Here is a 26,317-nt window from a genome sequence, read left to right on the forward strand (position 1 = left end):
CGGCGAGGGTTGCCCACCGCCGCCCGTCCGCCTCGTCGAGATCAGGCCCCCAGGCAGGCCGGGCCGAGCAGCTGCTTGAGGTCGCCCATCAGGGCAGGCGAGGGGGTCACCCGCAGGCGGTCGTCAACGCGCATCACGGTCGTCTTGGGCCCGTTGTGGACCTGCAGATGGACCTCGGAGGTGCCTGGGTGGGTGGTGAGGATCTCCTTCAGGCGGCTCACGACCGGCGGCGTGCAGCGGGTCAGCGGCAGGCTCACCAGCAGCGGCCCGCCCGCCTCCTGCGTCAGGTCGGGCGCCGTCACCTCCATGGCGATGATCTTGCCGACGTCCTCCCGCTTGTCGATCCGGCCCTTGACGAACACGATCGCGTCCTCGGCCAGGATCGTCGAGCACAGCTGGTAGGCCGAGGGGAAGACCATCACCTCGATCGCCCCTTCGAGGTCCTCCAGCTGGGTCAGCACCCACGTGTCGCCCTTCTTGGTGACCTTGCGCTGCACCCCGCTCAGGATGCCGCCCACGGTCACGATCTGCCCGTCGGGCCGGCTGTCGTCCTGGAGGGCCGCGATCGAGCAGTCGGCCCCGGCCGACAGGATGTGCTCGACGCCGAACAGCGGATGGTCGGACACGTAGAGGCCCAGCATCTCCCGCTCGAACTGCAGCAGGGTGGTCTTGTCCCACTCCCCCGGCGGGATCTGCACGTCGAACGTCTGGTCCTCGCCGCCGTCGACCCCGCCGAACAACGAGTCCTGACCGATGGCCTCGTTCTTCTTGATGTCGATGATCGCGTCGACGGCCTGCTCGTGCACCATGACCAGGCCCTTGCGCACGTGGCCGAGCGAGTCGAAGGCGCCCGCCTTGATCAGGGACTCGATCACGCGCTTGTTGCAGGCGAGCGCGGGCACCTTGCGCAGGAAGTCCTTGAAGTCGGCGAAACGGCCCTTCTCCTTGCGGGCGGCGATGATGCCGTCGACGACGTTGGCGCCGACGTTGCGGACGGCCGACAGGCCGAAGCGGATGTCGGTGCCGCGCGGGGTGAAGTCGAAGTCGGAGTCGTTGACGTCCGGCGGGAACACCTTGATGCCCATGCGGCGGCACTCGTTGAGGTAAAGGGCCGACTTGTCCTTGTCGTCCTTCACCGACGACAGCAGCGCGGCCATGTAGGCGGCCGGGTGGTTGGCCTTGAGGTAGGCCGTCCAGTAGGACACCAGGCCGTAGCCGGCGGTGTGGGCCTTGTTGAAGGCGTAGTCGGAGAACGGCAGCAGGATGTCCCACAGCGCCTTGATGGCCGCGGCTGAGAAGCCGTTGTCCTGCATGCCCTTCTCGAAGAACTCGAACTGCTTGTCCAGCTCGGACTTCTTCTTCTTGCCCATCGCGCGGCGCAGCAGGTCGGCGCCGCCCAGCGAGTAGCCGGCGACCTTCTGCGCGATGGCCATGACCTGCTCCTGATAGACGATCAGGCCGTGGGTCGTGGACAGGATCTCCTTCAGCGGCTCCTCGAGCTCCGCGTGGATCGGGACGATCTCCTGCTGGCCGTTCTTGCGCAGCGCGTAGTTGGTGTGCGAGTTGGCGCCCATCGGGCCGGGACGGTAGAGCGCGAGGGCCGCGGAGATGTCCTCGAAGTTGTCGGGGCGCATGAGCCGCAGCAGCGAGCGCATGCCGCCGCCGTCCAGCTGGAAGATGCCGAGCGTGTCGCCCCGGGCCAGCAGCTCATAGGACTTGCGGTCGTCCAGCGGCAGCTGCAGCAGGTCGATCTGCTCGCCGGTGGTGGACTCGATCATCTTCAGGCAGTCGTCGATGATCGTGAGGTTGCGCAGGCCCAGGAAGTCCATCTTCAGCAGGCCGAGCGTCTCGCACGTCGGATAGTCGAACTGCGTGATGATCGCGCCGTCGGAGTCGCGGCGCATGACCGGGATGTAGTCGGTCAGCACCTCGGCCGACATGATCACGCCGGCGGCGTGCACGCCGGTCTGCCTGATCAGGCCCTCCAGGCCCTTGCCGAGGTCCATCGTCGCCTTGACGTCGACGTCCTCTTCGTAGAGCCTGCGCAGCTCGCCGGCCTCGGCGTAACGCGGGTGGTCCTTGTCGAAGATGCCCGACAGCGGGATGTCCTTGCCCATGACGGCGGGCGGGAAGGCCTTGGAGACCTTGTCGCCCAGCGCGTAGGGGTAGCCCAGGACGCGGCCCGCGTCCTTGATGGCGGCCTTGGCCTTGATGGTGCCGAACGTGGCGATCATGGCGACCTTGTCGGCGCCCCACTTCTCGGTGACATACCTGATCACGTCGCCGCGCCTGCGCTCGTCGAAGTCGATGTCGACGTCGGGCATGGACACGCGCTCGGGGTTGAGGAAGCGCTCGAAGAACAGGCCGTGCGGGATGGGGTCGAGGTCGGTGATGCCCAGCGCGTACGCCACCAGCGAGCCGGCCGCCGAGCCACGGCCCGGGCCGACGCGGATGCCGTTGTTCTTGGCCCACATGATGAAGTCGGCGACCACGAGGAAGTAGCTCGGGAAACCCATCTGGATGATGACCCGCAGCTCCTTTTCCGCCCACTCGCGGTGCTCCTCGTCCACCCCCTCGGGGAACCGCCGCTCGAGCCCCTTCCAGACCTCCTGGCGGAAGAATTGCTCCTCGGTCATGCCGTCCGGGATGGGGAAGGTCGGCATGAGGTTTTTGTGCTCGAAGAAGCCGGTCGGGTCGACCTTCTCCGCCACCAGCAGCGTGTTGCGGCAGCCCTCCGCCCACAGGTCGGAGGAGTCGACCGCGCGCATCTCGTCGGCGTTCTTGATGTAGTAGCCGCTGCCGTCGAAGCGGAACCTGTCGGGGTCCGACAGCTGCTTGCCGGTCTGGATGCAGAGGAGGGCGTCGTGGGAGGGGGCGTCGGACTCGTAGGTGTAGTGGGAGTCGTTGGTGACCAGCGGCGGGATGTCCAGCTCCTTGCTGATCCTGGTCAGCCCGTCGCGGACGCGGCGCTCGATGTCGAGGCCGTGGTCCATGATCTCCAGGTAGAAGTTGTCCTTGCCGAAGATCTCCTGGAATTTCGCCGCGGCCTGGACCGCCGCGTCGTATTGGCCGAGCCGCAGCCGCGTCTGCACCTCGCCCGACGGGCAGCCGGTCGTGGCCATCAGGCCGTCGGCGTGCTCGGCGAGGATCTCGGCGTCCATGCGCGCCCACTTGCGGACGAAGCCCTCGGTGTAGGCACGCGAGCTGAGCTTCATCAGGTTGTGCAGGCCCGTCTTGTTACGGGCCCAGATCGTCATGTGGGTGTAGTAGCCGCCGGCCGAGACGTCGTCCCTCTTCTGGTGCGGCTCGCCCCACAGCACCGGGCGCTTGTTGTGGCGGTTTTCCGGCGCGACGTAGGCCTCGATGCCGATGATCGGCTTGATGCCGGCGCCGGTCGCCTGCTTGTAGAAGTCGTAGGCGCCGTGCATGTTGCCGTGGTCGGTGATCGCGATCGCGGGCATGCCCAGCTCGCCGACCTGTTTGAACATCTGCTTCAGACGGGCGGCGCCGTCGAGCATCGAATATTCCGTATGCACATGCAGATGCACGAACGAGTCGGACGACATGGAGCGGCGCCTCCCGGTCTGAAGCTGTGTTTGATGCGCTCTGACTCTAGTGGCCCGGACCGACATTCCGGGGCCGCACGACGCGATCAGCCGGAACGGCGTGCCGGTGGCCGACGCGCTGACCAGCGCCGATATCGTCTCAGTTACTGAAAGTAGTGGAGGAGACACTCGGTGCGCACGAAAACGGACGAAGGATACACACACGCGCTGGGCAACCGGCAGGTCCAGATGATCGCGATCGGCGGGGCGATCGGGGTGGGCCTGTTCCTCGGCGCCGGCGGCCGGCTGGCCGCCACGGGACCCGCCCTGGTGCTGTCGTACGCCGCCGCCGGGCTCGCCGCGTTCTTCGTCATGCGCGCGCTGGGCGAGCTCGTGCTCTACCGCCCGGTGTCGGGGTCGTTCGTCGAGTACGCGAACGAGTTCATCGGCCCGTGGGCGGCCTTCGCCAGCGGCTGGATGTACTGGGTCAACTGGGCGTTCACCGGCATCGCCGAGCTGACCGCGATCGCCGCCTACATCCACTACTGGGCGCCGGCGTTCCCCCAATGGGCGACGGCGCTGATCGCGCTGGGCTTCGTGCTGACGGTCAACCTGCTGTCGGTCCGGCTGTTCGGGGAGCTGGAGTTCTGGTTCGCCATGCTGAAGGTCCTGGCGATCACGGTCTTCCTCGTGGTGGGGCTGGTGCTCGTGGTCTTCTCCATCGGCCAGGCGGGGCCGCACAACCTGGTCGCGCACGGCGGCTTCACACCCACCGGGTTCCCGCTCGTGCTGATGAGCCTGCAGTCGGTGGTGTTCGCGTACGCGTCGATCGAGCTGGTCGGCATCACGGCGGGCGAGACGGCCAGGCCGCACGAGGTCATGCCGAAGGCGATCAACGGCGTGGTGTGGCGCATCGCGATCTTCTACGTGGGTTCGGTGGCGTTGCTGGCGATGGTGCTGCCGTGGACGGCCTACCGCGCGGGCGAGTCCCCCTTCGTGACGGTCTTCTCCGGTCTGGGCGTCCCCTGGGCGGGCGACGCCATGAACCTCGTCGTGATCACGGCGGCGATGTCGTCCTGCAACTCGGGCCTGTACGCCACGGGCCGCATCCTGCGTTCGATGGCCATGAAGAGCGAGGCGCCGCGCTTCGCGGGGGCGCTCAGCACCCGGCACGTGCCGATCGGGGGCATCGTGTTCACCGCGGCCACGTTCCTGGCGGGGGTGGCGCTGTTCTACTTCCTGCCGGAGCGGGCGTTCAACATCGCCACGGCGGTCGCCTCGCTCGGCGTGATCACCACCTGGGGCGTGCTGGTCCACTGCCAGACCCGGCTGCGGCGGTCCGGGCACCGCTCGACGTTCCCCATGCCGGGCTCGCCGTACACGAACTGGCTGACGCTCGGCTTCCTGGCGCTGGTGGTGCTGCTGATGCCGTTCGCCGACCGGGATCAGCGGATCGCGTTCTTCCTGATTCCCGCGCTGGCCGTGGCCATCGCGCTGGGCTGGCTGGCCGTCAAGCGGCGGCGCGTGGCGAACGCGGCGCGCTGATCGCCGGGTTACCCTCGATGGAGTCGCCGTTCCGGGGGGAGGCCGCGCTGCAGGAGTCGAGACGGCGCACCATCGTCCGCATCGCCGCCGCCGCGGCCGCCGGCGTCGCGCTCGCGCTGGCGTTGCTGCCCTTGGGTGTCTACCCCAAGCTGGCCTGCGCCCTCCTGGACGCGGGCTGCCCTGACGGCGGCCCGCCGCGCGGCGGGTTACCCCAGGTGGTCCGCCTGACGCCGGTGCAGGTCGCGCAGAGCGGCGCCTACGTCGCGCTCGGCGACTCCTTCTCCTCCGGCGAGGGCGTCTACGAGCTGGACAAGCAGCCACTCAACGACGGCGCCGACCGCTGCCATCGCGCCACCGGCTCCTACGTGCCGCTGGTCGCCCAGGCCTACCGCTTCGCCGGCGGCACCGGCTTCTACGCCTGCAGCGGCGCCACCACCGGCCAGCTCTTCTCCGGCCAGTGGGGCCACCGGCCGCAGATCACCCGCGTGGGCCGGGCCGCGAGCCTGGTGACGCTGAGCATCGGTGGCAACGACGCCGGCTTCACCAAGGTCCTGACCGCCTGCATCGCCAAGCTGCCGTGGTCGTCGGCCTGCGTCGATCAGGACGCGGCCGTCGCCGGCCGCATCGAGCGGCTGCGTACCGACATGTCCAAGGTCCTGCGCGAGCTGCGCGTCCGCGCGCCCCACGCGAGGATCGTCGTGCTCGGCTACCCGCGGCCGTTCCCCCGGGATCCCGTGGCTTCCGTGGACAATCTCACGGTCGAGGACCAGCGATGGCTCAACGGGGTGACGCGGCGGCTCAACGACACGGTGGGGGCGGTGGTGGCCGAGTTCGACCGGGCGATCGCGGCCTTCGAGGGGCCGGGGAGCGTCGAATACGTCGACGCCTACGAGGCGTTCACCGGGCACGAGGTGGGGCGGCCGCAACCCTTTCTGAACGGGCTGCACATGGACATGGAGGAGCTCAAGGTCAACGCCCGCAGCTACCACCCGACGGGCGACGGCTACCGCCTCTTCGCCGGCCTGATCACCAAGCAGATCGCGGCCGGCCCGGGCCGTCCCATGAACAACTTCCACCTCGCCACCCCATAGCCGTCCCCCGGCTCACTGTGCCGCGCGTTCCTCGGCGAGGTGGAGGCCGGCCTCGATCACGGCGTTCATGATGGGGGCCAGGCGCGCCTGGCCCAGCGAGGGCGCCCGCAGGGCCATCCGCGCCACCAGGGCACGTTCCCTGGCCATGTCCCGCCCCGCGAACCCGCCGACCGGCTTGACGCGTTGCACGATGCCCGCCAGGGCTGCGCGCTGCTCGAGGAGGGTCGCCAGGGCGGCGTCGACGCGGTCGATCGCCGCACGGCACTCCGGCAACGTGGCGGGCGCCTCCGGGCGCAGCAGCGCGCCGACGACGGTCACGGCCTCTTCCGCCACGCGCAGGGCCGCCAGCGGGTCCGCCGCCGATTCGGGACCCGCGCTGTCGATGATCAGGCCGTCGGCGCCGGCCGCCACCGCGGCCGCCGACAGCCCGAGGTCCCCGGAGACGTCGGCGAGGACGGGCCGGCCCGAGATCATCCGGGCCGCTCGCATCAGGCCCAGGTCGGGCCACCCGCCCACGGCCTGGCCGGGCCGGGCCGTCTGACTGTGTCCCCGAGCTCCTTCGCAGAGGATCACCCGCCCGTCGCCCTCACTCGCGCAGTAGTCGGCCAGGCCCAGCCATTCCTCCACCGGCGCCGACGGCCGCCGCTCGAGCACCACCGGCAGCCCGAGCCCAGCTGCCGCGCGCACCAGCGGGATGTCGCGCGTCCACGAGGCCCCCACCACCACGGCGTCCGCCAGCTCGGCGATCGCCGGCAAATCGGCGGCCGAGTGCGGCTCCGCCAGCGTGACCCGATCACGCAACACCTCGTAGGCGTCCGCCCGCCCGCCATGAGCCCGCAGGCTCACCCTGCTGCCGATCACCACGGCGGGCCCGTCGCCCACGAGCAGGTCTCCGACGGCGACCGCGTGCCGTTCCAACGTCGATGACATTCTTGACTCCACCTTCGGGCCGGCTCCCTGAAGCCGGCGGGGGAAAACCAAAAAGGCAGAGACGGGCGTCTCTGCCTTGTGCCGACTCCAGGTGGTCGCTAGCCGCCGACCGGCCCTCCCGGAGCCGGCTCGGTAAACGCGTAGCGACAAGTCATATTCAGACCCTACCCCACCCCTCCACCTGCTGGACGCTCGTTCTCACATGGCGGACTGACCTTCCGGCGAGTCGCCGTTGATCCCTCGCTATGGGAGTATTTCTTGGCCTAGAGGGAGGGTTTGAGGCCGTTGATGTCGGATCGGAAGCAGGACGGACGTCGCATCGCCGGCCGCTACCAGCTGCAGGAACCCATCGGCAGGGGCGGGATGGGCATCGTCTGGCGCGCCCACGACGAGCTCCTTGACCGCACCGTCGCCGTCAAGGAGGTCAGATACGCGGCCGCCTTGGGCGAGGAAGTGCAGCTCCTGAACCGGCGCACGATGCGCGAGGCGAGGGCGGCGGCCAGATTCGAGCATCCGAACGTGATCGTCGTGCACGACGTGATCGAGGAGGACGGCCGTCCCTGGATCGTCATGCAGCTCGTCCAGTCGCGGTCGCTGGGCGCCGTGATCAAGCAGGACGGGCCGCTGCCGCACAAGCGGGTGGCCGAGATCGGCCTGGCGGTGCTGGACGCACTGCACCGCGCCCACGAGGCCGGCGTGCTGCACCGTGACGTCAAGCCGGAAAACGTGCTGCTGGCCGACGACGGTAGGGTCGTGCTCACCGACTTCGGCATCGCCACCTTGGAGACCGAGACGCAGCTGACCGTGACGGGGCTGGCGGGCACGCCGGCGTTCATCGCGCCCGAGCGGCTCAAGGGCCTGCCCGCGCGGCGCGAGTCGGACCTGTGGTCACTGGGCGCCACGCTGTACACGGCCGTGGAGGGCCGCTCGCCGCACGAGCGGGGCATGGCCCTGGCGACCATGCACGCCGTGCTGACCGACGAGCCGGATCCCGCACGGAACGCCGGCCCGCTGACCGAGGTGATCAGCGGGCTGCTGCGCAAGGAGCCGGTGCAGCGGCTCACGCACGAGGAGGCGACGCGCCTGCTGCGCGGGGCCATCGCGCAGTCGAGCCCGCCGCCGACCGCGCCGTTCCCCGCGGCTCAGCACCTGGAGGTGCCGACCGCGGCCAAGCCACGTAAGGCGGCCATCCCGGCCAAGCCGCGCAAACAGCCCTACCAGTCCCCCTCGCGCCAGGAACCGGCCGAGGACGACACCCCGACCGATCCCAACCTCGCCCCCGCCCCGGCGGCCGTGCCCGAGACCGGCGCGCGGCTCACCCCGGCGACCGCGGAGCCGAAGCCGCCCGCCGTGTCCACGGTCGACGCGGTCCGGCCGGACCCGCGGCGGCCCGGACCGATCATCGCGGCGGCCGTGGCGGTCGTGCTCGTCGCCGGCGTGGGCGGCTACCTCGGTCTGCGCTCGGCTCCCGAGGACAGCACGCCGGACCCCGGCAGGTCGCAGCAGGCCGCCCCGGTCACCGCGACAGCCTCCCAGGCCTCGCCGGACGCGTCCCAGCCGCCTTCGACGGCGCCGTCCGTGTCGCCGAGCCCCTCCGCCACCGCCAGTCCCAGCCCGAGCCCCAGCCCCAGCCCGACCAAATCGGCCGACCCGTTGCCCGCCGGCTGGAAGATGTACAAGGACAAGAAGATGGGTTTCTCCATCGGGCTGCCCAAGGGCTGGGACGTGTTGACCCGCGGCGGCAGGCAGGTCAAGTTCAGGGGCCCGGGGGCGGCGCCGAACGCCTACCTCATGATCGAGGAGGCCGCGAACCCGGGGACGGACCCGTACAAGGACTGGAAGAAGCAGGAACCCTCACTCAAGAACAACTTCGGCGGCTACAAGTTGCTCGACATCAAGAAGGTCGACTACATGAAGGCGGCCGCCGACTGGGACTTCACCTGGAACACCCACACCGGCAAGACCCGCGTGCGCAACCGGGGCTTCGTCACCGACAACGGACGGGCCTACGCCATCTACTGGCACACGCTGAACAGCCACTGGAAGGACGACTACCACCTCTTCGAGGGGTTCACCGCGACGTTCGTCCCGGCCAAGTAAACTTTCGACGTGCAGGTCAGCAACCGCTACAGGCTCATCGAGCCGCTCGGAGAGGGCGGCATGGGCGTGGTCTGGCGTGCCTACGACGAGCTGCTCGACCGCACCGTGGCGATCAAGGAGGTCCGCTACGCGGGCGTCGGCGAGGCCAAGCGGGCAGAGCTCAATCGCCGGACCATCAGGGAGGCCAGGGCGGCGGGCCGCCTCGACCACCCCTCGGTGGTCGTCATCCACGACGTCGTGGAGCAGGACGGCCGCCCGTGGATCGTCATGCAGCTCGTCCGCTCCCGCTCGCTGGCGCAGGTGGTGCGCGAGGAGGGTCCGCTGCGGCCCGGGCAGGTCGCGATGGTCGGCGGCCGGGTGCTGGACGCCCTGCGGGCCGCGCACGCCACCGGGGTGCTGCACCGCGATGTGAAGCCGGAAAACGTGCTCCTGGCCGATGACGGCAGGGTCGTGCTGACCGACTTCGGCATCGCCTCGCTGGAGGCGGAGGCGGGGCTGACCGCGAGCGGCGGGCTGGTGGGCACGCCCGCCTACATGCCGCCCGAGCGGCTCAACGGCGAGCCGGCCAGGCCGGAGTCCGATCTGTGGTCGCTGGGCGCGACGTTGTACGCGGCGGTCGAGGGCGAGCCGCCGTTCAAGCGTGACTCGTGGGCGGCGACGGTCGCGGCGGTGCTGCGGGACGAGCCCGAGCCGCCGGCGCGGGCCGGGACGCTCACACCGGTGATCATGGGGTTGCTGCGCCGGGATCCAGGCACGCGGATGCCGGCCGAGGAGGCCGCCCGGCTGCTGCACGAGGCCGCGATCAACGCCCCCGGCGACTCGCGCCAGGCGACGGCCCTGCAGGGAATGCGCCCGGCGCCCGCCGGTGGCCCGGGACACCCGACGAGCGAGGCCCCGGCATACCCGACCGCGGGCGAGCGGCCGGCGGCCGTCCGGGAGCGGTCTCGCCGCGGCACGACGCTGTGGGTCACGCTGTCCGCGGTGGCGGTGGCGGCCGCCGTGGGCACGGGCGGCACGCTGCTCTACACCAGCAGGACGACCCCGACCCCGACCCCGACGGCCGCTCCCTCCACGAGCACGTCAGGCCCGGCGCCCACGCCCGCCCAGACGCTGCCGGCCGGATGGCGGACGTTCACCAGCCCGGCCGGCCGGTTCTCGATCGCGATACCCGAGGGGTGGCGGGCCACGAAACACCCCACCAGGGACAGCATCTCCTTCAAGGGGCCCGGCTCCCCGGGGATGATGATCGTGGAGTGGACCACCCCCGAGGTTTCCTGGAAGAGCCCGGAGCAGGCCTGGCTCGCCCTGGAGAAGGAGATCCAGGCCAAGGGCGAGTTCCAGGGATACACCCGCATCGGCATCACCCTGCTGCGCTACCGCGGCCGCGCGGCCGCGGACTGGGAGTTCACCCGGATCCGCGACAAGCAGCTGATCCACGTGATCAACCGCGGCTTCCACACCGCCGACGGCCGCCCCTTCGCTCTGTACTGGGATACCACGGACGCCCGCTGGGCCCAGGACAAGCACTACTTCACCAAGTTCGCGAGGACCTTCAAATCGCTGTGAAAGAGCAGGCGCATTTCTTCCGGCACCCGGCGGTGCCGGAGACGGACCTGCTCAAGGCCCGCTACGTCACCCACCGCTTCTCCCGGCACGTGCACGACGGCTACGCGATCGGCCTCATCGTCACGGGCGTCGAGGAGTTCGACTACCGGGGCGTCACCCACCGGGCGGGCGCGGGCGAGCTGGTGCTGGTCAACCCGGACGCCGTGCACACCGGCCAAGCCGGCGTTCCCGGCGGATGGTCCTACCGCATGCTCTATCCGTCGATCGACGCGCTGGCCGGGATCGCGGCCGAGCTGGGCGCGCCGCACGGGACGCCGCACTTCCCCGATCAGGTGGTGCGCGACGCCCCGGTGGCGGCGCTGCTCGGCAGGGCGCATGCGGCGGCCGAGAGCGGTGACGCGCTGGCCGCCTCGACCCTGAGCCGCACGTTGTTCGCCCGGCTGCTGCTGCGCCACGCCGCGCCCCGGCCGGCCGCGGCGCTGCCCGGCGGGGGCGGGCGGGCCGTGCGGGAGGCGCGCGACCTGCTGCACGAGAGCCTGGTGGACCCGCCGACGTTGGAGGATCTGGCCGGCGCGGTGGGGGCGCGGCCGTTCGCGTTGCTGCGGGCGTTCAAGGACGTGACGGGGCTGCCGCCGCACGCCTACCTGACCTCGCTGCGGGTCCGCCGGGCGCGCCACCTTCTCGAGTCGGGGATGCGGCCGGCGCGGGTGGCCGCCGAGGTGGGCTTCACCGACCAGGCGCACCTGACCCGTCATTTCCGCCGCATTGTGGGCGTACCGCCCGCCGCATACCAGCGCGCCGCAGGAACGTACAAGACTGGTGATTCACCCATCGCCTAGCCTCTCGCCCCATGGATCAGACAACACATCGTTCCGCCGCCGTGCGGGACGGTCTGGGCGTGGGCGTGGCCGTGGGGCTGTCGGGGCTCGCCTTCGGGGCCGCCGCGATCATCGCCGGACTGACCGTGCCGCAGGCGTGCGTGCTGAGCCTGCTGACCTTCACGGGCGCCTCACAGTTCGCCCTGACCGGGGCGGTCGGCGCGGGCGGCGACCTGGTGACCGCCACCGCGGGGGCGCTGCTGCTCGGCGGCCGCAACACGCTGTACGGCCTGCGCCTGGCCGGCCTGCTGCGGGTGCGCGGCCCGCGCAGGCTGCTGGCCGCGCACGGCGTGATCGACGAGACCACGGCCGTGGCGCTCGCCCAGCCGGACGAGGGGGCGGCGCGGGCCGGTTTCACGGCCACGTTCGCCAGTCTCTACATCACCTGGAACCTCTGCACGCTGGCGGGGGCCTACGGCACGTCGTTCCTGGGCGACCCGGGGGTGCTGGGGCTGGACGCGGTGGGCCCGGCCGCGTTCCTGGCCATCCTGTGGCCCCGGCTGGCGGCCAGCAAGGAGCTGCGCCTGCTGGCCGTGGTCGCGGCGGCGATCGCGTTGTGCGCGACCCCGTTCCTGCCGCCCGGCGTGCCGGTGCTGCTGTCGGCCGCTGCCGTGCTGGTGGTGATGGCCCGATGACGCTGTGGTGGGCGATCGCCGCGGTCTGCGCCGGCTGCTACGCGCTCAAGCTGGCCGGGCTGGCGGCGCCGCGGCGGGTGCTGGACCATCCGGCGGTGCGCAGGTTCGCCGAACTGGTGCCGGTGGCGCTGCTGGCGGCGCTGATCGCGGTGCAGGTGTTCACGGAGGCGGGCGGGCTGCGCTTCGATGCGGCCCGCACGGCCGGGCTCGGCGCCGCTGCGGTGGCGCTGCTGCTCAGGGCGCCTTTCCTCGTCGTTCTGGCCGCGGCGGCGGTCGTCACCGCGCTTGCCCGGATTCTTCTGGGGTAGTCGCCGTGCATGTCCGATTCAGCGGGGACGATCGGTGGGAGATATCGCCTGCTCAGGACGATCGGCAAGGGCGGCATGGGCACGGTGTGGCAGGCGCACGACGAGGTGCTGGGCCGCGACGTCGCGGTGAAGGAGGTGCTGCCGCCGCCCGATCTGTCGGGGCCCGAGCGCGAGGTGTTCTCGGTTCGGACGTTCCGCGAGGCCAGGGCGGCGGGCCGGGTGGCGCACCCGGGCGTGGCGACCGTCTATGACGTGATCGAGGAGCGCGGTCACCCGTGGATCGTCATGCAGCTCGTACGTTCGCACACCCTGGGCGAGCTGATCCGCGAGGAGGGCCCGATGGCCCCCCTCGAAGCCGCGAACTTAGGACTGCAACTGCTGGAGGCGCTGCGCGCGGCGCACGCGGCAGGGGTGCTGCACCGCGACGTCAAACCGGACAACGTGCTGCTCAGCGAGGACGGCCGGGCGGTGCTGACCGACTTCGGCATCGCCACCACCGAGGACGAGGCGCCCGTCACCAGGACGGGCGTCCTCATCGGCACCCCCGCCTTCATGGCGCCCGAACGCGCGGCGGGCGGCTCGGCCAGGCCCGCCTCGGATCTGTGGTCGCTGGGCGTGACGCTGTACATGGCGGTCGAGGGTCACTCGCCGTTCCAGCGGGACAACGCGCTGGCCACGCTCGGCGCGGTCATGCACGCCGAGCCGGAGCCACTGGCCCGGGCGGGCGTGCTCGCCCCCGTGCTGCACGGGCTGCTGCGCAAGGACCCGGCCGAGCGCATGACGCTGGAGGAGGCCGAGCGGCGGCTGACCGCGATCCTGGCGGGCGGCGTCCCCGAACAGACGGGTCCCGTGCCCGCGACCGTCACGACGGGGGCCGCGGGACGGCCGCGACGCAGGCTGCCGCTGGCCGCGATCGGCGCGGGCGCGCTCCTGGTCGGCCTCGTCACCGGCGGCGCGGCCTGGTGGTCCAGCCGGCCGGACGACACGCAGCGCACTCCCCTGCCCACGCCCGCCGTAGTGACCACGACCCCGTCCCCGTCGTCGCAGTCGCCGGGGACGGTCACGCAGACCTCCCCGCAATCCACGTTCGAGCCGCCGAGCACACCGCCTCCCACGAGAGATCAGCCCAGGACGCCCGGCCGCGAGAAGAAGAGCGAGTCCGAGGAGCCGACGCCCACCAAGTCCGAGCAGGACGAGAACGACGAGGAGGAGACGCCGGCCGAGACACCCGGCGCGGTCGAAGGATCGGACAACGGCAGGGCGTCGGACAAGGACAAGAAGAAGGCCGGGAAGGACCGCTGACGCCGGGGTCAGGACTCGTCGCGGACGATGTCGAGCGCCTTCTGCAGGTCCTGCGGGTAGTCGGTGCTGAACGACATCCACTCCCCGGTGGACGGGTGCTCGAACCCGAGCGCGACCGCGTGCAGCCATTGCCGGGTGATCCCCAGCCGGGCGGCGAGCGTCGGGTCGGCGCCGTAGAGCAGATCGCCGACGCACGGATGGCGCAGCGCCGCCATGTGCACCCTGATCTGGTGGGTACGCCCCGTCTCCAGCTTGATGTCCAGCAGCGAGGCCGCGCGGAACGCCTCGACGGTGTCGTAGTGGGTGACGGAGGGCTTGCCGCCGGCCACCACCGCGAAACGGCCGTCGCCCGACGGGTGCCGGTCGATGGGCGCGTCCACGGTGCCGCGGAACGGGTCGGGATGCCCCTGGACGAGGGCGTGGTAACGCTTGTCGACCGTGCGTTCCTTGAAGGCGCGCTTGAGCCGCGAGTAGGCGTGCTCGCTCTTGGCCACGGCCATCGCGCCGGTGGTGTTGGCGTCCAGGCGGTGCACGATGCCCTGGCGCTCGGCGGCGCCGCTGGTGGCGATCGTGTGCCCGGCCCCGAGCAGCCCGCCGATCACGGTGGGTCCCGTCCAGCCGACGGTCGGGTGGGCGGCCACCCCGATCGGCTTGTTGACCACCACGATGTCGTCGTCCTCGTAGACGACCGTCATGCCGGGCACCGGCTCGGCCACCGGCATGGGCGTGGTCACCGGCGGCGGCAGGGTCACCTCCAGCCACGCGCCCGCGTGCACCCGGTCGGATTTGGCCGGCTGCCGGCCGTCGACCAGCACCTCGCCCGCGCCGATCAGCTCGGCCGCGCGGGTGCGGGAGAAGCCGAACAGCCGCGAGAGGGCGGCGTCGAGCCGCTCGCCCTCGAGCCCGTCGGGCACGGGCAGGCTGCGCTGCTCAGTCATCCTTCGTCGCCTCCTTGGTCTCCCTGGAGCCGTCGATCTGCACGTTGCGCCAGGCCAGGATGACCGCGAGGATGCCGCCGCAGACGATCGCCGAGTCGGCGATGTTGAAGACCGGGAAGTAATCGATGATGGGAAAGTGCCCGGGCAGCACCTCGATGAAGTCCACGACGTGCCCCTGGAGCTGCGTGGACCGGCCGAACCCCGACGGGTAACGCAGCAGCCGGTCGGTCAGGTTGCCGAGCGCCCCGCCGAGCAGCAGGCCGAGCGTGACCGCCCAGGCGCGGCTACCCAGCTTGCGCGCGGTCCGGACGATGGCCACCACCACCGCCGCGGCGATCAGCGTGAAAACGAAGGTCATCCCGGTGCCGATGCTGAACGCGGCACCGGAGTTGAAGATCACCCGGAACTGCAGGACGTCCTTGATGACGACCAGAGGCGCCTCGCCTTCAAGCGTCCGCAGCACCACCGTCTTGGTGATGAGGTCGGCCGCGTAGATGACGGCCGCCAGCACGATGAGGACCGCGAACAGACGACCCCGAGGTCTGCCTACCGGCGCTCCTCCTTCTGCTTGCAGGCCACGCACAGCGTCGCCCTCGGGAACGCCTGAAGGCGTTCCTTGCCGATCGGCTTGTGGCACGATTCGCACACTCCATAAGTCCCCGCGTCGATCCTGGCGATCGCACGTTCGTTCTGCGCGACCAGATCGCGCGCATTCAGGGTAAGGGCGATCTCGCGTTCGCGCTCATATGTCTTCGCACCGGCGTCGGCCTGGTCGTCTCCGGCGCCCTGGGTGACGTCTCCAGAGGCTATCTCCGTCTCATGGCGAAGAATGTCGGCGTTGAGCTCGTCGATCTCCGACTGGAGCGTGCCGCGTACCTCAGCCAGCTCGTCCTCCGACCACATCGAAGGAGTAGCGGTCTGCGTAACTGCCGCCATGGCGTGCCTCCATTGCTGATCAAGGCCGTTAAGGGTGCGGGCAGCTTAGGATCCTGATAACGGAACGGCAAACGACCCGCCGGACGGTTTACCTCCTGCGTACTATCCCGCCTCGCGCATCTAACTCCTCCTCAGCGGCGTCCATTCCCACAACTTTGTTGCCGTTTACGCCTTCCGTACCGGAGTGGTGGCAGCTGCGGTGGCGCCGCAGGGCCTCACCAGGGAAACCTGGAAGCCTTTGGCTCCACTCTGCGTTATGGTTTGAGACTGCAAGGCGTTGATGGGGCCCGACTGTGAGGGATATCACCCCGGAGCCGCCGGAAGAACGGCTCTCACGAGCTCATTAGAACCGGCAGCAGATCAAATGAAGAGGGCCTCGCCCTGCGGGCGGGGTCAAGAAGGGTGGTACCGCGGAGCCGTTCCGGCTTCGTCCCTTCGCGCTTGTCCTGCCGTATTGACCAAGCGTGGAGGCCCGCCCGACATGTCTTCCCCAACCTTCCGCCCTCTTCCCGCGCAGGTCGACCTGCCCGCGCTCGAGCGCGAGGTCCTCAACCGCTGGCGGGACGGGAAGATCTTCGAGCGTTCCATCGAGCAGAACGCGGGCAATCCCGCCTGGGTCTTCTACGAGGGCCCGCCCACCGCCAACGGCCTGCCCGGCGTGCATCACGTCGAGGCGCGCGTGTTCAAGGACCTGTTCCCGCGCTACAAGTCCATGCGCGGATTCAGCGTCCCGCGAAAGGCCGGATGGGACTGCCACGGCCTGCCCGTCGAGGTGGGAGTGGAAAAGGAACTCGGGCTGTCCGGCAAGAAGGACATCGAGACGTACGGCATCGCCGAGTTCAACGCCAAGTGCCGTGAGTCCGTGCTGCGGCACGTGGACGCGTTCGAGCAGTTGACCGAGCGGATGGGCTACTGGATCGACCTGTCCCAGGCCTACCGGACCATGGACCCGTCCTACGTCGAGTCCGTGTGGTGGTCGCTGAAGGTCATCTTCGACAAGGGGCTGCTGTTCCGCGACTTCCGGATCACGCCCTACTGCCCGCGCTGCGGCACGGGCCTGTCGGACCACGAGCTGGGCCAGCCGGGCGGCTACGAGAACATCTCCAGCCCGTCGGTCTACGTCCGCATGCCGGTGACCTCTGGGCCGCTGGCCGAGCTGGGCGCGGCGCTGCTGGTGTGGACGACGACGCCGTGGACGCTGGTGTCCAACACGGCGGTGGCCGTGCATCCCGACGTGACGTACGTCGCGGCCCGCACCACGGACGGCGAGGTGCTCGTCGTCGCCGAGCCGCTGCTGCCGGTCCTGGGCGAGGGTGTCACCGAGGTGGCCCGCTACAGCGGCCGCGACCTGGAGCGCACCACCTACTCCCGGCCGTTCGACCTGGTCGACATCCCGGACGCCCACTATGTGGTGCTCGGCGACTACGTCACGGTCGAGGACGGCACCGGCCTGGTCCACCAGGCGCCCGCCTTCGGCGCCGACGACCTGGCCGTGATCAAGCGGTATGACATGCCGATCGTCAACCCGATCGGCCCCGACGGCCGCTTCCTCGACGACGTGCCCATGGTCGGCGGCCGGTTCTTCAAGGACGCCGACGAGGAGCTGACCGAGGACCTGCGGGCCCGCGGCCTGCTGTTCCGCGGCGGCCACTTCGAGCACGCCTACCCGCACTGCTGGCGCTGCCACACGCCGCTGCTCTACTACGCGCTCCCGTCCTGGTACATCCGCACCACCGCGGTCAAGGACCAGATGCTGGCCGAAAACGCGGACACCCATTGGTATCCGGACACGATCAAGTGGGGCCGCTTCGGCGAGTGGCTGCGCAACAACGTCGACTGGTCGTTGTCGCGCTCGCGCTACTGGGGCACGCCGCTGCCGCTGTGGGTGTGCTCGGCGGACGAGTCCCACGTGACGTGCGTCGGGTCGATGGAGGAGCTGGGCTCGCTGGCCGGCCAGGACGTCTCGGCGCTCGACCCGCACCGCCCGTACGTGGACGACGTGACCTTCGACTGCCCGACGTGCGGCGCTCTCGCGCGCCGCGTGCCGGACGTCATCGACGCCTGGTACGACTCCGGCTCGATGCCGTTCGCGCAGTGGGGCGAGCGCGGCAAGCCCGAGGGCGTCTACCCGGCGCAGTTCATCTGCGAGGCCACCGACCAGACCCGCGGCTGGTTCTACTCGCTGATGGCCGTCGGCACGCTCGTCTTCGGCCAGTCCTCCTACGAGAACGTGCTCTGCCTGGGCCTGATCCTGGCCGAGGACGGCCGCAAGATGAGCAAGCACCTGGGCAACATCCTGGAGCCCATCCCGCTGATGGACCAGCACGGGGCCGACGCGCTGCGCTGGTTCATGGCCTGCTCCGGCTCGCCCTGGGCGGCCCGCCGCGTGGGGCACAACGCCCTGGAGGAGATCGTCCGCAAGGTCCTGCTGACGCTCTGGAACACCTCGTCGTTCTTCACCCTCTACGCGAACGCGGAGTCCTGGTCGCCCGCCAGGCTGGCCGAGGCCACGCCGGCGGCCGAGCGTCCGCTGCTCGACCGCTGGGCGCTGGCCGAGCTGCACCGCACGGTGGCCGACGTCACGGCGTCGCTGGATGAATACGACACCCAGCGCGCCGGCCGCCGCCTGGCCGACTTCCTCGACGACCTGTCCAACTGGTACGTGCGCCGCTCGCGCCGCCGCTTCTGGCAGGGCTCGGAGGATGCGTTCGCCACGCTGTACGAGTGCCTGGAGACGGTGCTGCGGCTGATGGGCCCCATCACGCCGTTCGTCACCGACTACTTGTGGGACGTGCTGCGCTCACCGCAGGCGCCCTCCTCGGTGCACCTGGCATCCTGGCCGGAGGTACGCGAGGACCTGCTGAACCCGGTGTTGTCCGACCAGATGGCGCTGGTGCGGCGCCTGGTGGAGCTGGGCCGCTCGGCCCGCGCGTCGTCGGGCGTCAAGACGCGGCAGCCGCTCGGACGGGCCCTGGTGGGCGCGCACGGGTGGCCGTCGCTGCCCGGCGAGCTGCGCGGCCTCGTGGCCGAAGAGCTCAATGTCCAGACGATCGAGGACATGTCCGGCTTCAGCGCCGATCTCGTGTCCTACACGATCAAGCCCAACTTCCGGGCCCTGGGCAAGCGCTTCGGCTCCCAGACCAAGCTCGTGGCCGCCGCGGTGGCCGCCGCCGACCAGACGCGGGTGGCGCGTGCTCTCCGCTCCGGCGGCACGGTCATGGTGGAGGCGGACGAGCTGGGCGAGATCATGCTCGGCCCGGACGACGTGATCGTCAACGAGCAGCCCCGGACGGGCTGGGCGGTGGAGACCGGCGCGATCGGCACCGGCACCGGCGAGACGGTCGCCCTGGACCTGGAGCTCACCGACGAGCTGCGCCGCGCGGGACTCCTGCGCGAGGTCATCCGCCTGGTCCAGGAGGCCCGCAAGGCGACGGGCCTGTCCATCACGGACAGGATCGAGCTGTGGTGGACCACCTCGTCACCGGACCTGGCCGCGGCCCTGCGCGCCGAGCCGCACGTGGTGGCTGAGGAGGTCCTGGCGACGACGATCACGGAGGGCACCGTGGACGACCTGCCGTCCCACGTGGACGAGGACCTGTCCCTGACCTTCCGCCTCCGCCGCGCCTGACGGCATCGAGGGCGCGCCCACCATCCGGGCGCGCCCCCGGCGCCGGCTTCGGGCTCACCGGCCACACCCCGCCCTCGTCATGGAACGCCTCACCCACGTCGGCCCCTCGATCGATGAGCTCGGAGCGTGCGACGTCGATGTCGTCAACGATCGGCAGGCAGGTCGTCCAGCTTTCCGCGCGGCTCAGCCCAGGTAGAAGTCCCGGCGAGCGGCCACGAACGCCTCGATCGTCTGGGCAGGTACGCCCGTCACGCGTTCGACGTCGTCGGAGGCGCGGTCGTAGCGGTTCTCGCGGTGGAGCCGGGCCATGGTGGCGATGTGCTGTTCGGTGTGCGGCGGCAGGCCCGCTTTCGCGAGCACCTCGGCTCGCCACCGGTCCAGCGGCACGTCCACATAGGACACCGGACGCCCCAACGCCCGTGAGAACTCCTCGGCCATCTCCGTCATGTCGACCGTGCGCGGCCCGGTCAGCTCGTAGACGTGCCCAACATGCGGAGCCGGGTCGCGGAGCACGGTGGCGACCACCCGGGCGACGTCGTCCACGGCGACCGGCGAGGTGCGCCCGGTGCCGAACGGCAGCGCGATCGTGCCGTTCTCCCGGATCGATTGCGCCGCCAGCGTGGTGAACAGCGGATTGTCCAGGAACGACGTCGGCCGGATGTGCACCACTGGCAGGCCTGACCAGTCGAAGACCTGCTCCGCCAGCCAGTGCAGCCGCTGTTGGTGCGACTCCGCGGTGCTGGTGGCGGTCATCTGCGACACCGTCATCTGTGACATACCGACCAGCCCGGCCAGCTCCCCGTGCTCCCGCGCCACGGTGGCGACCACGGTCGCCGCCAGCAGATGGTCCGGCGACACGGGCATCGCGAAATACATCCGCCCGACACCCGCCAGTGCGGCCGCGACGCTCTCGGGCCGGGTCAGATCGCCCACGACGACCTCCGCGCCGAGCGCGCGCAGCTGAGCCGCACGATCATCGTCGCGGCGGACCATCGCGCGCACCGGCACGTCCTGCGCACGCAGGCGGCCGAGAACTGTTCGGCCCACGCCACCGGCCCCGGCGATCAGAACAAGGTTGCTGGCGACCATGAGTCGATCTCCTTAGAACATCGTGTGGCAGGACCGGACGCGGTGCGCCGGTCCGACGGATACGGTGAGGGCGCATCGATTCGCGACCGCCTCGTTCGTCGTATAGGTAGTCGGGCCAAACAGGCCTCGGAGCGATTGGATGTCTGAGATGGCGAAATACCTGCTCCTCATCTACGGGGACGAGCGACTCTGGGAGGCGAGGTCCCCGGAGGAGATCAAGGACCTTCACGCCTGCCACGCCGCCTTCGCCGCGGCGGCCGGTGACGCGATACTCGGCGGTCACGAACTGGAGTCATCCACCACCGCGACCTGCCTGCGCGGCACCATCAGTGGCCGGCCCACGCCGACCGACGGGACGTTCCTGGAGACCAAGGAGGTGCTGGGCGGCTACTACCTGGTGGAGGCGCCGGACCTCGACGCGGCGATCGCGCTCGCCGAGAATCTGCCCGAGGTGTCCGCGGCGCACAGCGGGGTCGAGATCCGGCCGATCCGCGAGGCGAGCTGACCGCGTGACCGAACACGAGCGCGGTTCCGCCGCTGACGTCGACGTCAACGAGGCGATCGCGCAGGCGCACCGTCGCGAGTGGGCCAGGGTGCTCGCCGCGACGGTGCGTGTCGTGCGCGATCTCGACCTTGCCGAGGAGTGCGCGCAGGACGCGTACGCGCACGCGCTGCGCACCTGGGCCACCAGCGGTGTTCCTGCCCGGCCTGGCGCCTGGCTGACCACCGTCGCGCGCAACCGCGCGAAGGACCTGCTGCGGCGGGAGTCCGTGCTCCGATCGGCGCTGCCGTCGCTCGTCGTGGACGACGTCGTGGCCGGGCCGGAAGACTGTGACGACCCGCCGGTGGTCGACGACGACCGGCTACGCCTCATCTTCACCTGCTGCCACCCGGCGCTGTCCCGCGACGCGCAAGTGGCGCTGACCTTGAGGTTGGTGTGCGGCCTGTCCACGGCCGAGGTGGCCCGGGCGTTCCTGGTCCAGGAGTCCGCCATGGCGGCGCGGATCACGCGTGCCAAAAAGAAGATCAGCAGGGCCCGGATCCCGTACCGGGTTCCCGCGCGTACCGATCTTCCCGAGCGGGTCAGTGCCGTCCTGGACGTGGTGCACCTGGTGTTCACCACCGGCCATGCCGCACCCGTCGGTGCGCAGCTCGTGCGCCAGGACCTGGTGGATGGTGCCATCCACCTCGCCCGCACGCTGTACCAGCTGTTGCGGGGCGACGGCCAGGTCGCCGGCCTGCTCGCGCTGATGCTGCTCACCGACGCGCGCCGGAACACCCGGCTGTCCCGCACTGGCCGCCTCGTCCTGCTCGCCGATCAGGACCGGACGCGGTGGGACACCCGGCAGATCGCTGAGGGCACCGCGCTGCTGGCGCAATCGCTGCGGCAGGCGCCTACGAGGTACGCCGTGCAGGCGGCCATCGCCGCCGTGCACGCCGAGGCGGCGACCTGGGAAGACACCGATTGGACGGAGATCGTCGGGCTGTACGACGTGCTGCGGGACCTGTGGCCGTCCCCGGTGGTCGAGTTGAACCGCGCCGTCGCGATCGGCTTCCGCGATGACCCTCGGGCCGGCCTCGCCGCTCTCGCCCCGCTGCTCGACGAACCGGTGCTGGCCACCTACGGCTACCTCAGCGCGGCCCGTGCCGACTTCCTGCGCCGGCTGGGGCGGTGGCAGGAGGCGATCGCGGCGTACGAGGAGGCCCTGGCCATGACCGGCAACGACGTGGAACGCGCCTTCCTGACCGGACTGCTCGAGGAGGTCCGCGCTTACCTGACCTGAGCGCAACCGTCGAGGCGCGCGCCGCCGTTCGTCGCTTGGTGCGCGCCCTGGCCGGCTACTGACCGCAGCGGATCTGCTGCCATCTCATGGCGCCGTCGCTCGGGCGAGCGCGGCTGCTCAGGCGACCGTTTCCCGGTCGTGCTGGCAGACCGAACAGCTTGTCAGCCCGGCCGCCTCTGCTGCGGCGAGCGTCATCGTCTCCACGCCGGACTCACCCGCACCCTTGATCAACGGGCAGGCGGTGCTGTGGTAACGGCGCGTGCCGACGATGACCTTCACCGTGCCGGAGCGTTCGTCCTTGGAAGCGGCGGCAGGCTCGTCGCCGCCCTTCGAACCCGCGGCCTCGGTCTTGGCCCCTGAGGTCTGCGATTTCGCGGGAGCACCGGTCCTGGGAGGGTCGGCCTTCGCACCCGCGCTGGACGCGCCTGTGCCGGACGGCCGTTCCTTCGAGGACCTGGCGAAGGCGGTGGACCCCGGGGGCAGCGGTCCCTGGGGCTTGGCCTCCGACTCGGCTGAGGAGGCGGGCCGCTCCAGCACCACTTCCTCCTCCGGCTGCGCGGGCCCGAACATCTTGGCGGCCCCGGAAAGACCCCCAGAAGGACGCTGAGACGATCCAGCAGACCCTCCCGGTGCCCCCGGACCCCCTGGGCGGGCAGGCGCCGCAGAAGAAGGCACACGCGGCTGTGGAGCCGTGGACGGCCCCGAGTCGTCGTCCTCGGCAGGACTCTGGGACCACACGGGCCTTCCAGGTTGCCTGAGGTTGGCGACCGTCTCTCCTGGTCCACCCCCGGGCGCGTCAGGCTTGCCGGTGGACGGCGCCGGCTGGCCCGGGCGGCGGAGGGAAGGCTCGGTCACGCCCTCGGGTGCCGCGGCCTTGCCCGCGCCCGGTCCGGGGCCGTCCGCGGCGGGCCCGGTCTCGTCGGCGGGCGTGTCGCCCTTGCCTGTGGACGGGCCGCCCTTGGCGGCAGGAGTCCCTGTCTTGCCGGCGGAAGATGTGTCGGACTTATCAGCGGGAGTCCGGGCGTCGCCAGCGGGCCGGGAGGGCCCGGCACCCGGCTTGGAAGGCGCGCTGCCGGATGCGGGCGATGTGCCGGACGCCTGTGACGGCTCGCCGGACGATGGGCGGCTCGTCGGGCCCGAAGATGGCGACTCGGACCTGAGCGCGTTCGGCGGCGGCCGGAAAATGGAGGTCTGGGTCTCCGCCTGCTCGTCCTCGGATTCCGAGGCGGCGGCGGAGGAGTGGGCCTGGCCGGCGGATGCGGCGGCCGGCCTGCCGAACCACCCGGCGGCGCCTTCCTCGTGGGCGGCGGCGGGCTCCGGGCTGGGGGTGGAAGCCTTCGTGTCGGGCTTCGGCGGAGCGACCGGCGGACGCAGATCGCGAGTCTCCCCGGCGGTCTCGGCCCGGCTCTCCGCGGCGGTCTGGGCCCGGCTCTCCGCGGCGGTCTGGGCCCGGCTCTCCGCGGCGAACGCGGAGGGCGGCGCCGCAGCGGGCTCGGGGTCGGCGGCAGGCGGCAGCTGCCGTCCACCGAGCGCTGCGTCAGGAAGGCACGTCGTGCAGGGCGTGAAGCCCTCCTCGCGTGCCTCCTCATGAGTGAGCTCCTCGTGCTCCCGCCCGGCCAGCTGGCGGCAGCCGGCCACGTGGTAGCGCTTGCGTCCGGGGATCACCAGCACGATCGCGTCCGGCGCGAGGCCGCCTGCCGGGGGGCGGCGCGGGGCGGTGGCCGGCACGGTCACCGTCCGCTGCGGCGGTTGCGGACGCGGCTGCTGAGGGGGCGGCTGGTGAGCCACAGGACCGGTCTGGTTGTACGGCAAGCCGGGCGGCAGGAGCCCTGCCGGAGGGGTGGCCGGCGCAGCGGCCTGCCCACCACCGGGGAAAAGCTCGTGACGCCGCAGGAAGGCCCCGATCACCAGGAACAGCGCGGACAGCACGCTGACCACGATGGACCACATGATCAGGAACGGCTTCGCCAGTACGAAGCCCGCGATCAGCAGCACGACTGCCGCGAGCACCAAACCAGCACTGATAAGGATCACAGAGGGCTCTTTCGAGTGACAGGTCCTACTCTCACTGGCTCGGGAGCTCCGCTCCCTTCGCCGTGACCCGTTACTTTACCGGCGGTCGTTGTGCGAACCGTCACCGCCGGGGAAGGCGCCCTGGGGGCCCTCGCCGCCGAACGGGTTGGGGCCGCCGGGAAGAGGCTGCTGACCACCCTGCACAGCGTGCGACATGGCGGGAGCCTGACCCTGCGGACCACCGGTCATGACGGGGAACCCACCGCTGCCCTCGGCCGAGACGTTGAGCTCGGCGAGCTGGTTTTCCAGGTAGAGCTTGAGCCGGCTGCGGTATTCACGCTCGAAGCTGCGCAGCTCCTCGACCTTCCGCTCGAGCTCGTCGCGGGTCTGCACCAGCGAGCCCATCGCCTGGCGGTGACGCTCCTGCGCGTCGCGCTCGAGCGTCTCGGCGCGGGCGCGCGCGTCGCCGATGACCTGCTCGGCCTGGCGGCGGGCCTTGGTGAGGATCTCGTCGGCCTCGCGGCGGGCGCGGGTCACCGTCTCGTCCGCCTCCCGGCGGGCGTCGGAGATCGCCTGGTCGGCGGTCTGCTGGGCAAGCGCGAGCACGCGGGCCGCGGTGTCCATGTTGTCCTCAGCGGGAGGCATGCTCATGGCCACGGGGACCGGCTGCTGCACCGGCGGCGGCTCGGGGGCCCGCATGGGCTCCGGCTGCGGCGGCGCCATCATCTCGGGCTTGGGCTGCTCTTGAACCGGAGCCGAGGCCATGGGCATGTTCATGCCGCCCGGCACCTTCCCGCGCAGGCACTCGGCCAGTTTCGCGCGAAGCTCCTCGTTTTCTTGGATCAGGCGGTCGAGCTCAGCCTCCACCTCGTCGAGGAAGGCGTCGACCTCTTCCTCGTCGTAGCCCGGCCGCAGCCGGGTGGTACTGAACTGCTTGTTCCGCACATCAGCGGGCGTCAGCGGCATTTTTTGGTCTCCTTGGCGCGCTTGGGGAGTCTGTCCGGAGGGACGGCAACCCGAATCACTTCAGCGCGGACACGAGTTGGATCACGACCGGCGCCACACCGGCCCCGTCATCGCAGCGCCCCCGCGATCTGAATCAAGATCAGGACGACGATGAACAGGACAGTGAAGCTTAGGTCAAAGGCCACCGTACCCAACCGGAGCGGCGGAATGAAACGGCGGAGGAACTTGAGTGGTGGGTCGGTTGCGGTGTATGTGGCCTCCGCGAGCACCAGGACGACGCCCGACGGGCTCCACTGGCGGGCGAAGGCCTGCACCGTCTCAAAGATCATCCTGCCGATGAGCAGCACCAAGTAGAGAGACAGGACAACGACCAAGATCTGACCTATGATCCCCACGGCCCGGCCGCGCCTCCACTTCTGATGTGCCCGTCCGGTCTCGGCGAGACCGGGTTGGGTGCGATAGACATACAGAGACTCTAACTCTGATTGAAGAACCCGCGTTCCGCGATTCGGGCCTTGTCCTCGGCAGTCACCTCGACATTGGCAGGGGACAACAGGAATACCTTGTTCGTAACACGTTCAATGCTGCCGTGTAGGCCAAAGACAAGACCTGCCGCGAAATCGACGAGCCGTTTTGCGTCACTGTCAACCATCTCGGTCAGATTCATGATGACAGGAGTGCCGTCGCGGAAGTGCTCGCCGATGGTGCGCGCCTCGTTGTAAGTCCGCGGGTGGAGGGTCGTGATCCGGGCCAGGTCCGTCGTGCGGCGCTCTACGATCGTCGTGGCGGGTCTGGGCGCGGGGACCCCGGCGTCGGGCTCGTCGTCGCGGTCCTGGACCGCCACGGCCCGCTCCTCGCCGGTCCGCTGCGCCTCGTCCTCGTAGGCGTAATCGTCCGGGTAGGTCTCATACCTCTCGTAGCGGTCGTCCTCCACGAGACCGAGGTAGACCGCCATCTTGCGCATCGCGCCGGCCATCGCTACGTCGTCCTCCTGCTCATGGTCGCCCTCGCTCGGGACCCGTCGCCGGGCTCCGAGGCGGTAGCCGTACCCCCTTGGAGCTCA

The 26,317-nt window shown here is 70.6% G+C and carries 21 protein-coding genes; 11 read left to right on the top strand and 10 right to left on the bottom strand.

The genetic code is table 11. From position 1 onward, the window contains the following. Positions 1-41: 41 nt before the first annotated feature. The gene (gene dnaE / locus ACTWQA_RS30350; RefSeq protein ID WP_443162467.1) at positions 42-3,566 is read right to left on the bottom strand and encodes a DNA polymerase III subunit alpha; all 3,525 of its coding nucleotides are present in this window, start codon (positions 3,564-3,566) and stop codon (positions 42-44) included. A gap of 171 nt (positions 3,567-3,737) precedes the next feature. Between dnaE and ACTWQA_RS30355 the strand changes: the two genes are divergently transcribed. Together ACTWQA_RS30355 and ACTWQA_RS30360 are read left to right on the top strand one after the other, a co-directional pair. After that, positions 3,738-5,090 (top strand): amino acid permease, encoded by a 1,353-nt coding sequence (locus tag ACTWQA_RS30355; RefSeq protein ID WP_443162468.1) that lies wholly within the window; start codon positions 3,738-3,740, stop codon positions 5,088-5,090. A 17-nt stretch (positions 5,091-5,107) separates the two neighbouring features. Then, on the top strand, positions 5,108-6,181 hold the full coding sequence (locus tag ACTWQA_RS30360) for an SGNH/GDSL hydrolase family protein (protein ID WP_443162469.1): 1,074 nt from the start codon (positions 5,108-5,110) through the stop codon (positions 6,179-6,181). 12 nt (positions 6,182-6,193) lie between these two features. On the opposite strand, the gene ACTWQA_RS30365 is transcribed toward ACTWQA_RS30360, so the two are convergent. Further along, positions 6,194-7,111, bottom strand: coding sequence for a chorismate mutase (locus ACTWQA_RS30365; protein ID WP_443162470.1), 918 nt, complete (start codon positions 7,109-7,111; stop codon positions 6,194-6,196). Positions 7,112-7,399: 288 nt separating this feature from the next. On the opposite strand from ACTWQA_RS30365, the gene ACTWQA_RS30370 reads away from it, so the two are divergent. From ACTWQA_RS30370 to ACTWQA_RS30395, 6 genes are read left to right on the top strand one after another with little or no spacing between them, the layout of a single operon-like run. Continuing rightward, positions 7,400-9,211: a protein kinase domain-containing protein gene (locus ACTWQA_RS30370; protein WP_443162471.1), complete on the top strand. Its 1,812-nt coding sequence runs from the start codon at positions 7,400-7,402 to the stop codon at positions 9,209-9,211. A gap of 9 nt (positions 9,212-9,220) precedes the next feature. Next, positions 9,221-10,777: a serine/threonine-protein kinase gene (locus ACTWQA_RS30375; protein ID WP_443162472.1), complete on the top strand. Its 1,557-nt coding sequence runs from the start codon at positions 9,221-9,223 to the stop codon at positions 10,775-10,777. Beyond that, positions 10,774-11,616 carry an AraC family ligand binding domain-containing protein gene (locus ACTWQA_RS30380; RefSeq protein WP_443162473.1) on the top strand — a complete coding sequence of 281 codons (843 nt, stop codon included), beginning with the start codon at positions 10,774-10,776 and terminating at the stop codon, positions 11,614-11,616. Before ACTWQA_RS30375 ends, ACTWQA_RS30380 begins: the two co-directional genes overlap by 4 nt. A gap of 11 nt (positions 11,617-11,627) precedes the next feature. Then, a complete protein-coding gene (locus ACTWQA_RS30385) occupies positions 11,628-12,290 on the top strand; it encodes an AzlC family ABC transporter permease (RefSeq protein WP_443162474.1) in 663 nt (220 codons plus the stop codon). Next, complete coding sequence (locus ACTWQA_RS30390) at positions 12,287-12,598, top strand: AzlD domain-containing protein (RefSeq protein WP_305920043.1); 312 nt, start codon at positions 12,287-12,289, stop codon at positions 12,596-12,598. The genes ACTWQA_RS30385 and ACTWQA_RS30390 overlap by 4 nt, the downstream gene beginning before the upstream one ends. A 9-nt stretch (positions 12,599-12,607) precedes the next feature. Continuing rightward, positions 12,608-13,900: a protein kinase domain-containing protein gene (locus ACTWQA_RS30395; protein WP_443162475.1), complete on the top strand. Its 1,293-nt coding sequence runs from the start codon at positions 12,608-12,610 to the stop codon at positions 13,898-13,900. Positions 13,901-13,908: 8 nt separating this feature from the next. Here the strand turns inward: ACTWQA_RS30395 and ACTWQA_RS30400 are convergent, their stop codons facing one another. From ACTWQA_RS30400 to ACTWQA_RS30410, 3 genes are read right to left on the bottom strand one after another with little or no spacing between them, the layout of a single operon-like run. Continuing rightward, positions 13,909-14,838 (bottom strand): RluA family pseudouridine synthase, encoded by a 930-nt coding sequence (locus ACTWQA_RS30400; RefSeq protein ID WP_443162476.1) that lies wholly within the window; start codon positions 14,836-14,838, stop codon positions 13,909-13,911. Beyond that, positions 14,831-15,349 (bottom strand): signal peptidase II, encoded by a 519-nt coding sequence (gene lspA, locus ACTWQA_RS30405; protein ID WP_327583150.1) that lies wholly within the window; start codon positions 15,347-15,349, stop codon positions 14,831-14,833. The genes ACTWQA_RS30400 and lspA overlap by 8 nt, the downstream gene beginning before the upstream one ends. A gap of 35 nt (positions 15,350-15,384) precedes the next feature. After that, positions 15,385-15,774, bottom strand: coding sequence for a TraR/DksA family transcriptional regulator (locus ACTWQA_RS30410; protein WP_443162477.1), 390 nt, complete (start codon positions 15,772-15,774; stop codon positions 15,385-15,387). Between the two features lie 481 nt (positions 15,775-16,255). Here ACTWQA_RS30410 and ileS point away from each other — a divergent pair, with 481 nt between their 5' ends. Then, a complete protein-coding gene (gene ileS, locus ACTWQA_RS30415) occupies positions 16,256-19,402 on the top strand; it encodes an isoleucine--tRNA ligase (protein ID WP_443162478.1) in 3,147 nt (1,048 codons plus the stop codon). 183 nt (positions 19,403-19,585) lie between these two features. Here ileS and ACTWQA_RS30420 read toward each other — a convergent pair whose 3' ends face one another. Then, positions 19,586-20,491 carry an NmrA family NAD(P)-binding protein gene (locus ACTWQA_RS30420; RefSeq protein WP_443162479.1) on the bottom strand — a complete coding sequence of 302 codons (906 nt, stop codon included), beginning with the start codon at positions 20,489-20,491 and terminating at the stop codon, positions 19,586-19,588. Between the two features lie 139 nt (positions 20,492-20,630). On the opposite strand from ACTWQA_RS30420, the gene ACTWQA_RS30425 reads away from it, so the two are divergent. Next, positions 20,631-20,996 (top strand): YciI family protein, encoded by a 366-nt coding sequence (locus ACTWQA_RS30425; protein ID WP_443162480.1) that lies wholly within the window; start codon positions 20,631-20,633, stop codon positions 20,994-20,996. Between the two features lie 4 nt (positions 20,997-21,000). After that, positions 21,001-22,275, top strand: a complete 1,275-nt coding sequence (locus ACTWQA_RS30430; RefSeq protein WP_443162481.1) for an RNA polymerase sigma factor — start codon at positions 21,001-21,003, stop codon at positions 22,273-22,275. Positions 22,276-22,392: 117 nt separating this feature from the next. Here ACTWQA_RS30430 and ACTWQA_RS30435 read toward each other — a convergent pair whose 3' ends face one another. The 4 genes from ACTWQA_RS30435 to ACTWQA_RS30450 form a co-directional block, all read right to left on the bottom strand. Beyond that, positions 22,393-24,309 (bottom strand): hypothetical protein, encoded by a 1,917-nt coding sequence (locus ACTWQA_RS30435; RefSeq protein ID WP_443162482.1) that lies wholly within the window; start codon positions 24,307-24,309, stop codon positions 22,393-22,395. Between the two features lie 75 nt (positions 24,310-24,384). Further along, on the bottom strand, positions 24,385-25,254 hold the full coding sequence (locus tag ACTWQA_RS30440) for a DivIVA domain-containing protein (protein ID WP_443162483.1): 870 nt from the start codon (positions 25,252-25,254) through the stop codon (positions 24,385-24,387). A 107-nt stretch (positions 25,255-25,361) separates the two neighbouring features. Next, positions 25,362-25,649 (bottom strand): YggT family protein, encoded by a 288-nt coding sequence (locus tag ACTWQA_RS30445; RefSeq protein ID WP_443162484.1) that lies wholly within the window; start codon positions 25,647-25,649, stop codon positions 25,362-25,364. Between the two features lie 80 nt (positions 25,650-25,729). Further along, the gene (locus ACTWQA_RS30450; RefSeq protein ID WP_443162485.1) at positions 25,730-26,230 is read right to left on the bottom strand and encodes a cell division protein SepF; all 501 of its coding nucleotides are present in this window, start codon (positions 26,228-26,230) and stop codon (positions 25,730-25,732) included. Positions 26,231-26,317 lie beyond the last annotated feature (87 nt).

It is taken from the genome of Nonomuraea sp. 10N515B, from assembly GCF_052245915.1.
Classification (GTDB): Bacteria; Actinomycetota; Actinomycetes; order Streptosporangiales; family Streptosporangiaceae; genus Nonomuraea.

Bases quoted from the DNA above. Each gene is read 5' to 3' on its own strand.
- dnaE (WP_443162467.1), bottom strand. From the start codon at position 3,566: ATGTCGTCCGACTCGTTCGTGCATCTGCATGTGCATACGGAATATTCG.
- ACTWQA_RS30360 (WP_443162469.1), top strand. From the start codon at position 5,108: ATGGAGTCGCCGTTCCGGGGGGAGGCCGCGCTGCAGGAGTCGAGACGG.
- ACTWQA_RS30365 (WP_443162470.1), bottom strand. From the start codon at position 7,111: ATGTCATCGACGTTGGAACGGCACGCGGTCGCCGTCGGAGACCTGCTC.
- ACTWQA_RS30370 (WP_443162471.1), top strand. From the start codon at position 7,400: ATGTCGGATCGGAAGCAGGACGGACGTCGCATCGCCGGCCGCTACCAG.
- ACTWQA_RS30385 (WP_443162474.1), top strand. From the start codon at position 11,628: ATGGATCAGACAACACATCGTTCCGCCGCCGTGCGGGACGGTCTGGGC.
- ACTWQA_RS30390 (WP_305920043.1), top strand. From the start codon at position 12,287: ATGACGCTGTGGTGGGCGATCGCCGCGGTCTGCGCCGGCTGCTACGCG.
- ACTWQA_RS30395 (WP_443162475.1), top strand. From the start codon at position 12,608: ATGTCCGATTCAGCGGGGACGATCGGTGGGAGATATCGCCTGCTCAGG.
- ACTWQA_RS30400 (WP_443162476.1), bottom strand. From the start codon at position 14,838: ATGACTGAGCAGCGCAGCCTGCCCGTGCCCGACGGGCTCGAGGGCGAG.
- ACTWQA_RS30410 (WP_443162477.1), bottom strand. From the start codon at position 15,774: ATGGCGGCAGTTACGCAGACCGCTACTCCTTCGATGTGGTCGGAGGAC.
- ileS (WP_443162478.1), top strand. From the start codon at position 16,256: ATGTCTTCCCCAACCTTCCGCCCTCTTCCCGCGCAGGTCGACCTGCCC.
- ACTWQA_RS30420 (WP_443162479.1), bottom strand. From the start codon at position 20,491: ATGGTCGCCAGCAACCTTGTTCTGATCGCCGGGGCCGGTGGCGTGGGC.
- ACTWQA_RS30425 (WP_443162480.1), top strand. From the start codon at position 20,631: ATGTCTGAGATGGCGAAATACCTGCTCCTCATCTACGGGGACGAGCGA.
- ACTWQA_RS30440 (WP_443162483.1), bottom strand. From the start codon at position 25,254: ATGCCGCTGACGCCCGCTGATGTGCGGAACAAGCAGTTCAGTACCACC.
- ACTWQA_RS30450 (WP_443162485.1), bottom strand. From the start codon at position 26,230: ATGGCCGGCGCGATGCGCAAGATGGCGGTCTACCTCGGTCTCGTGGAG.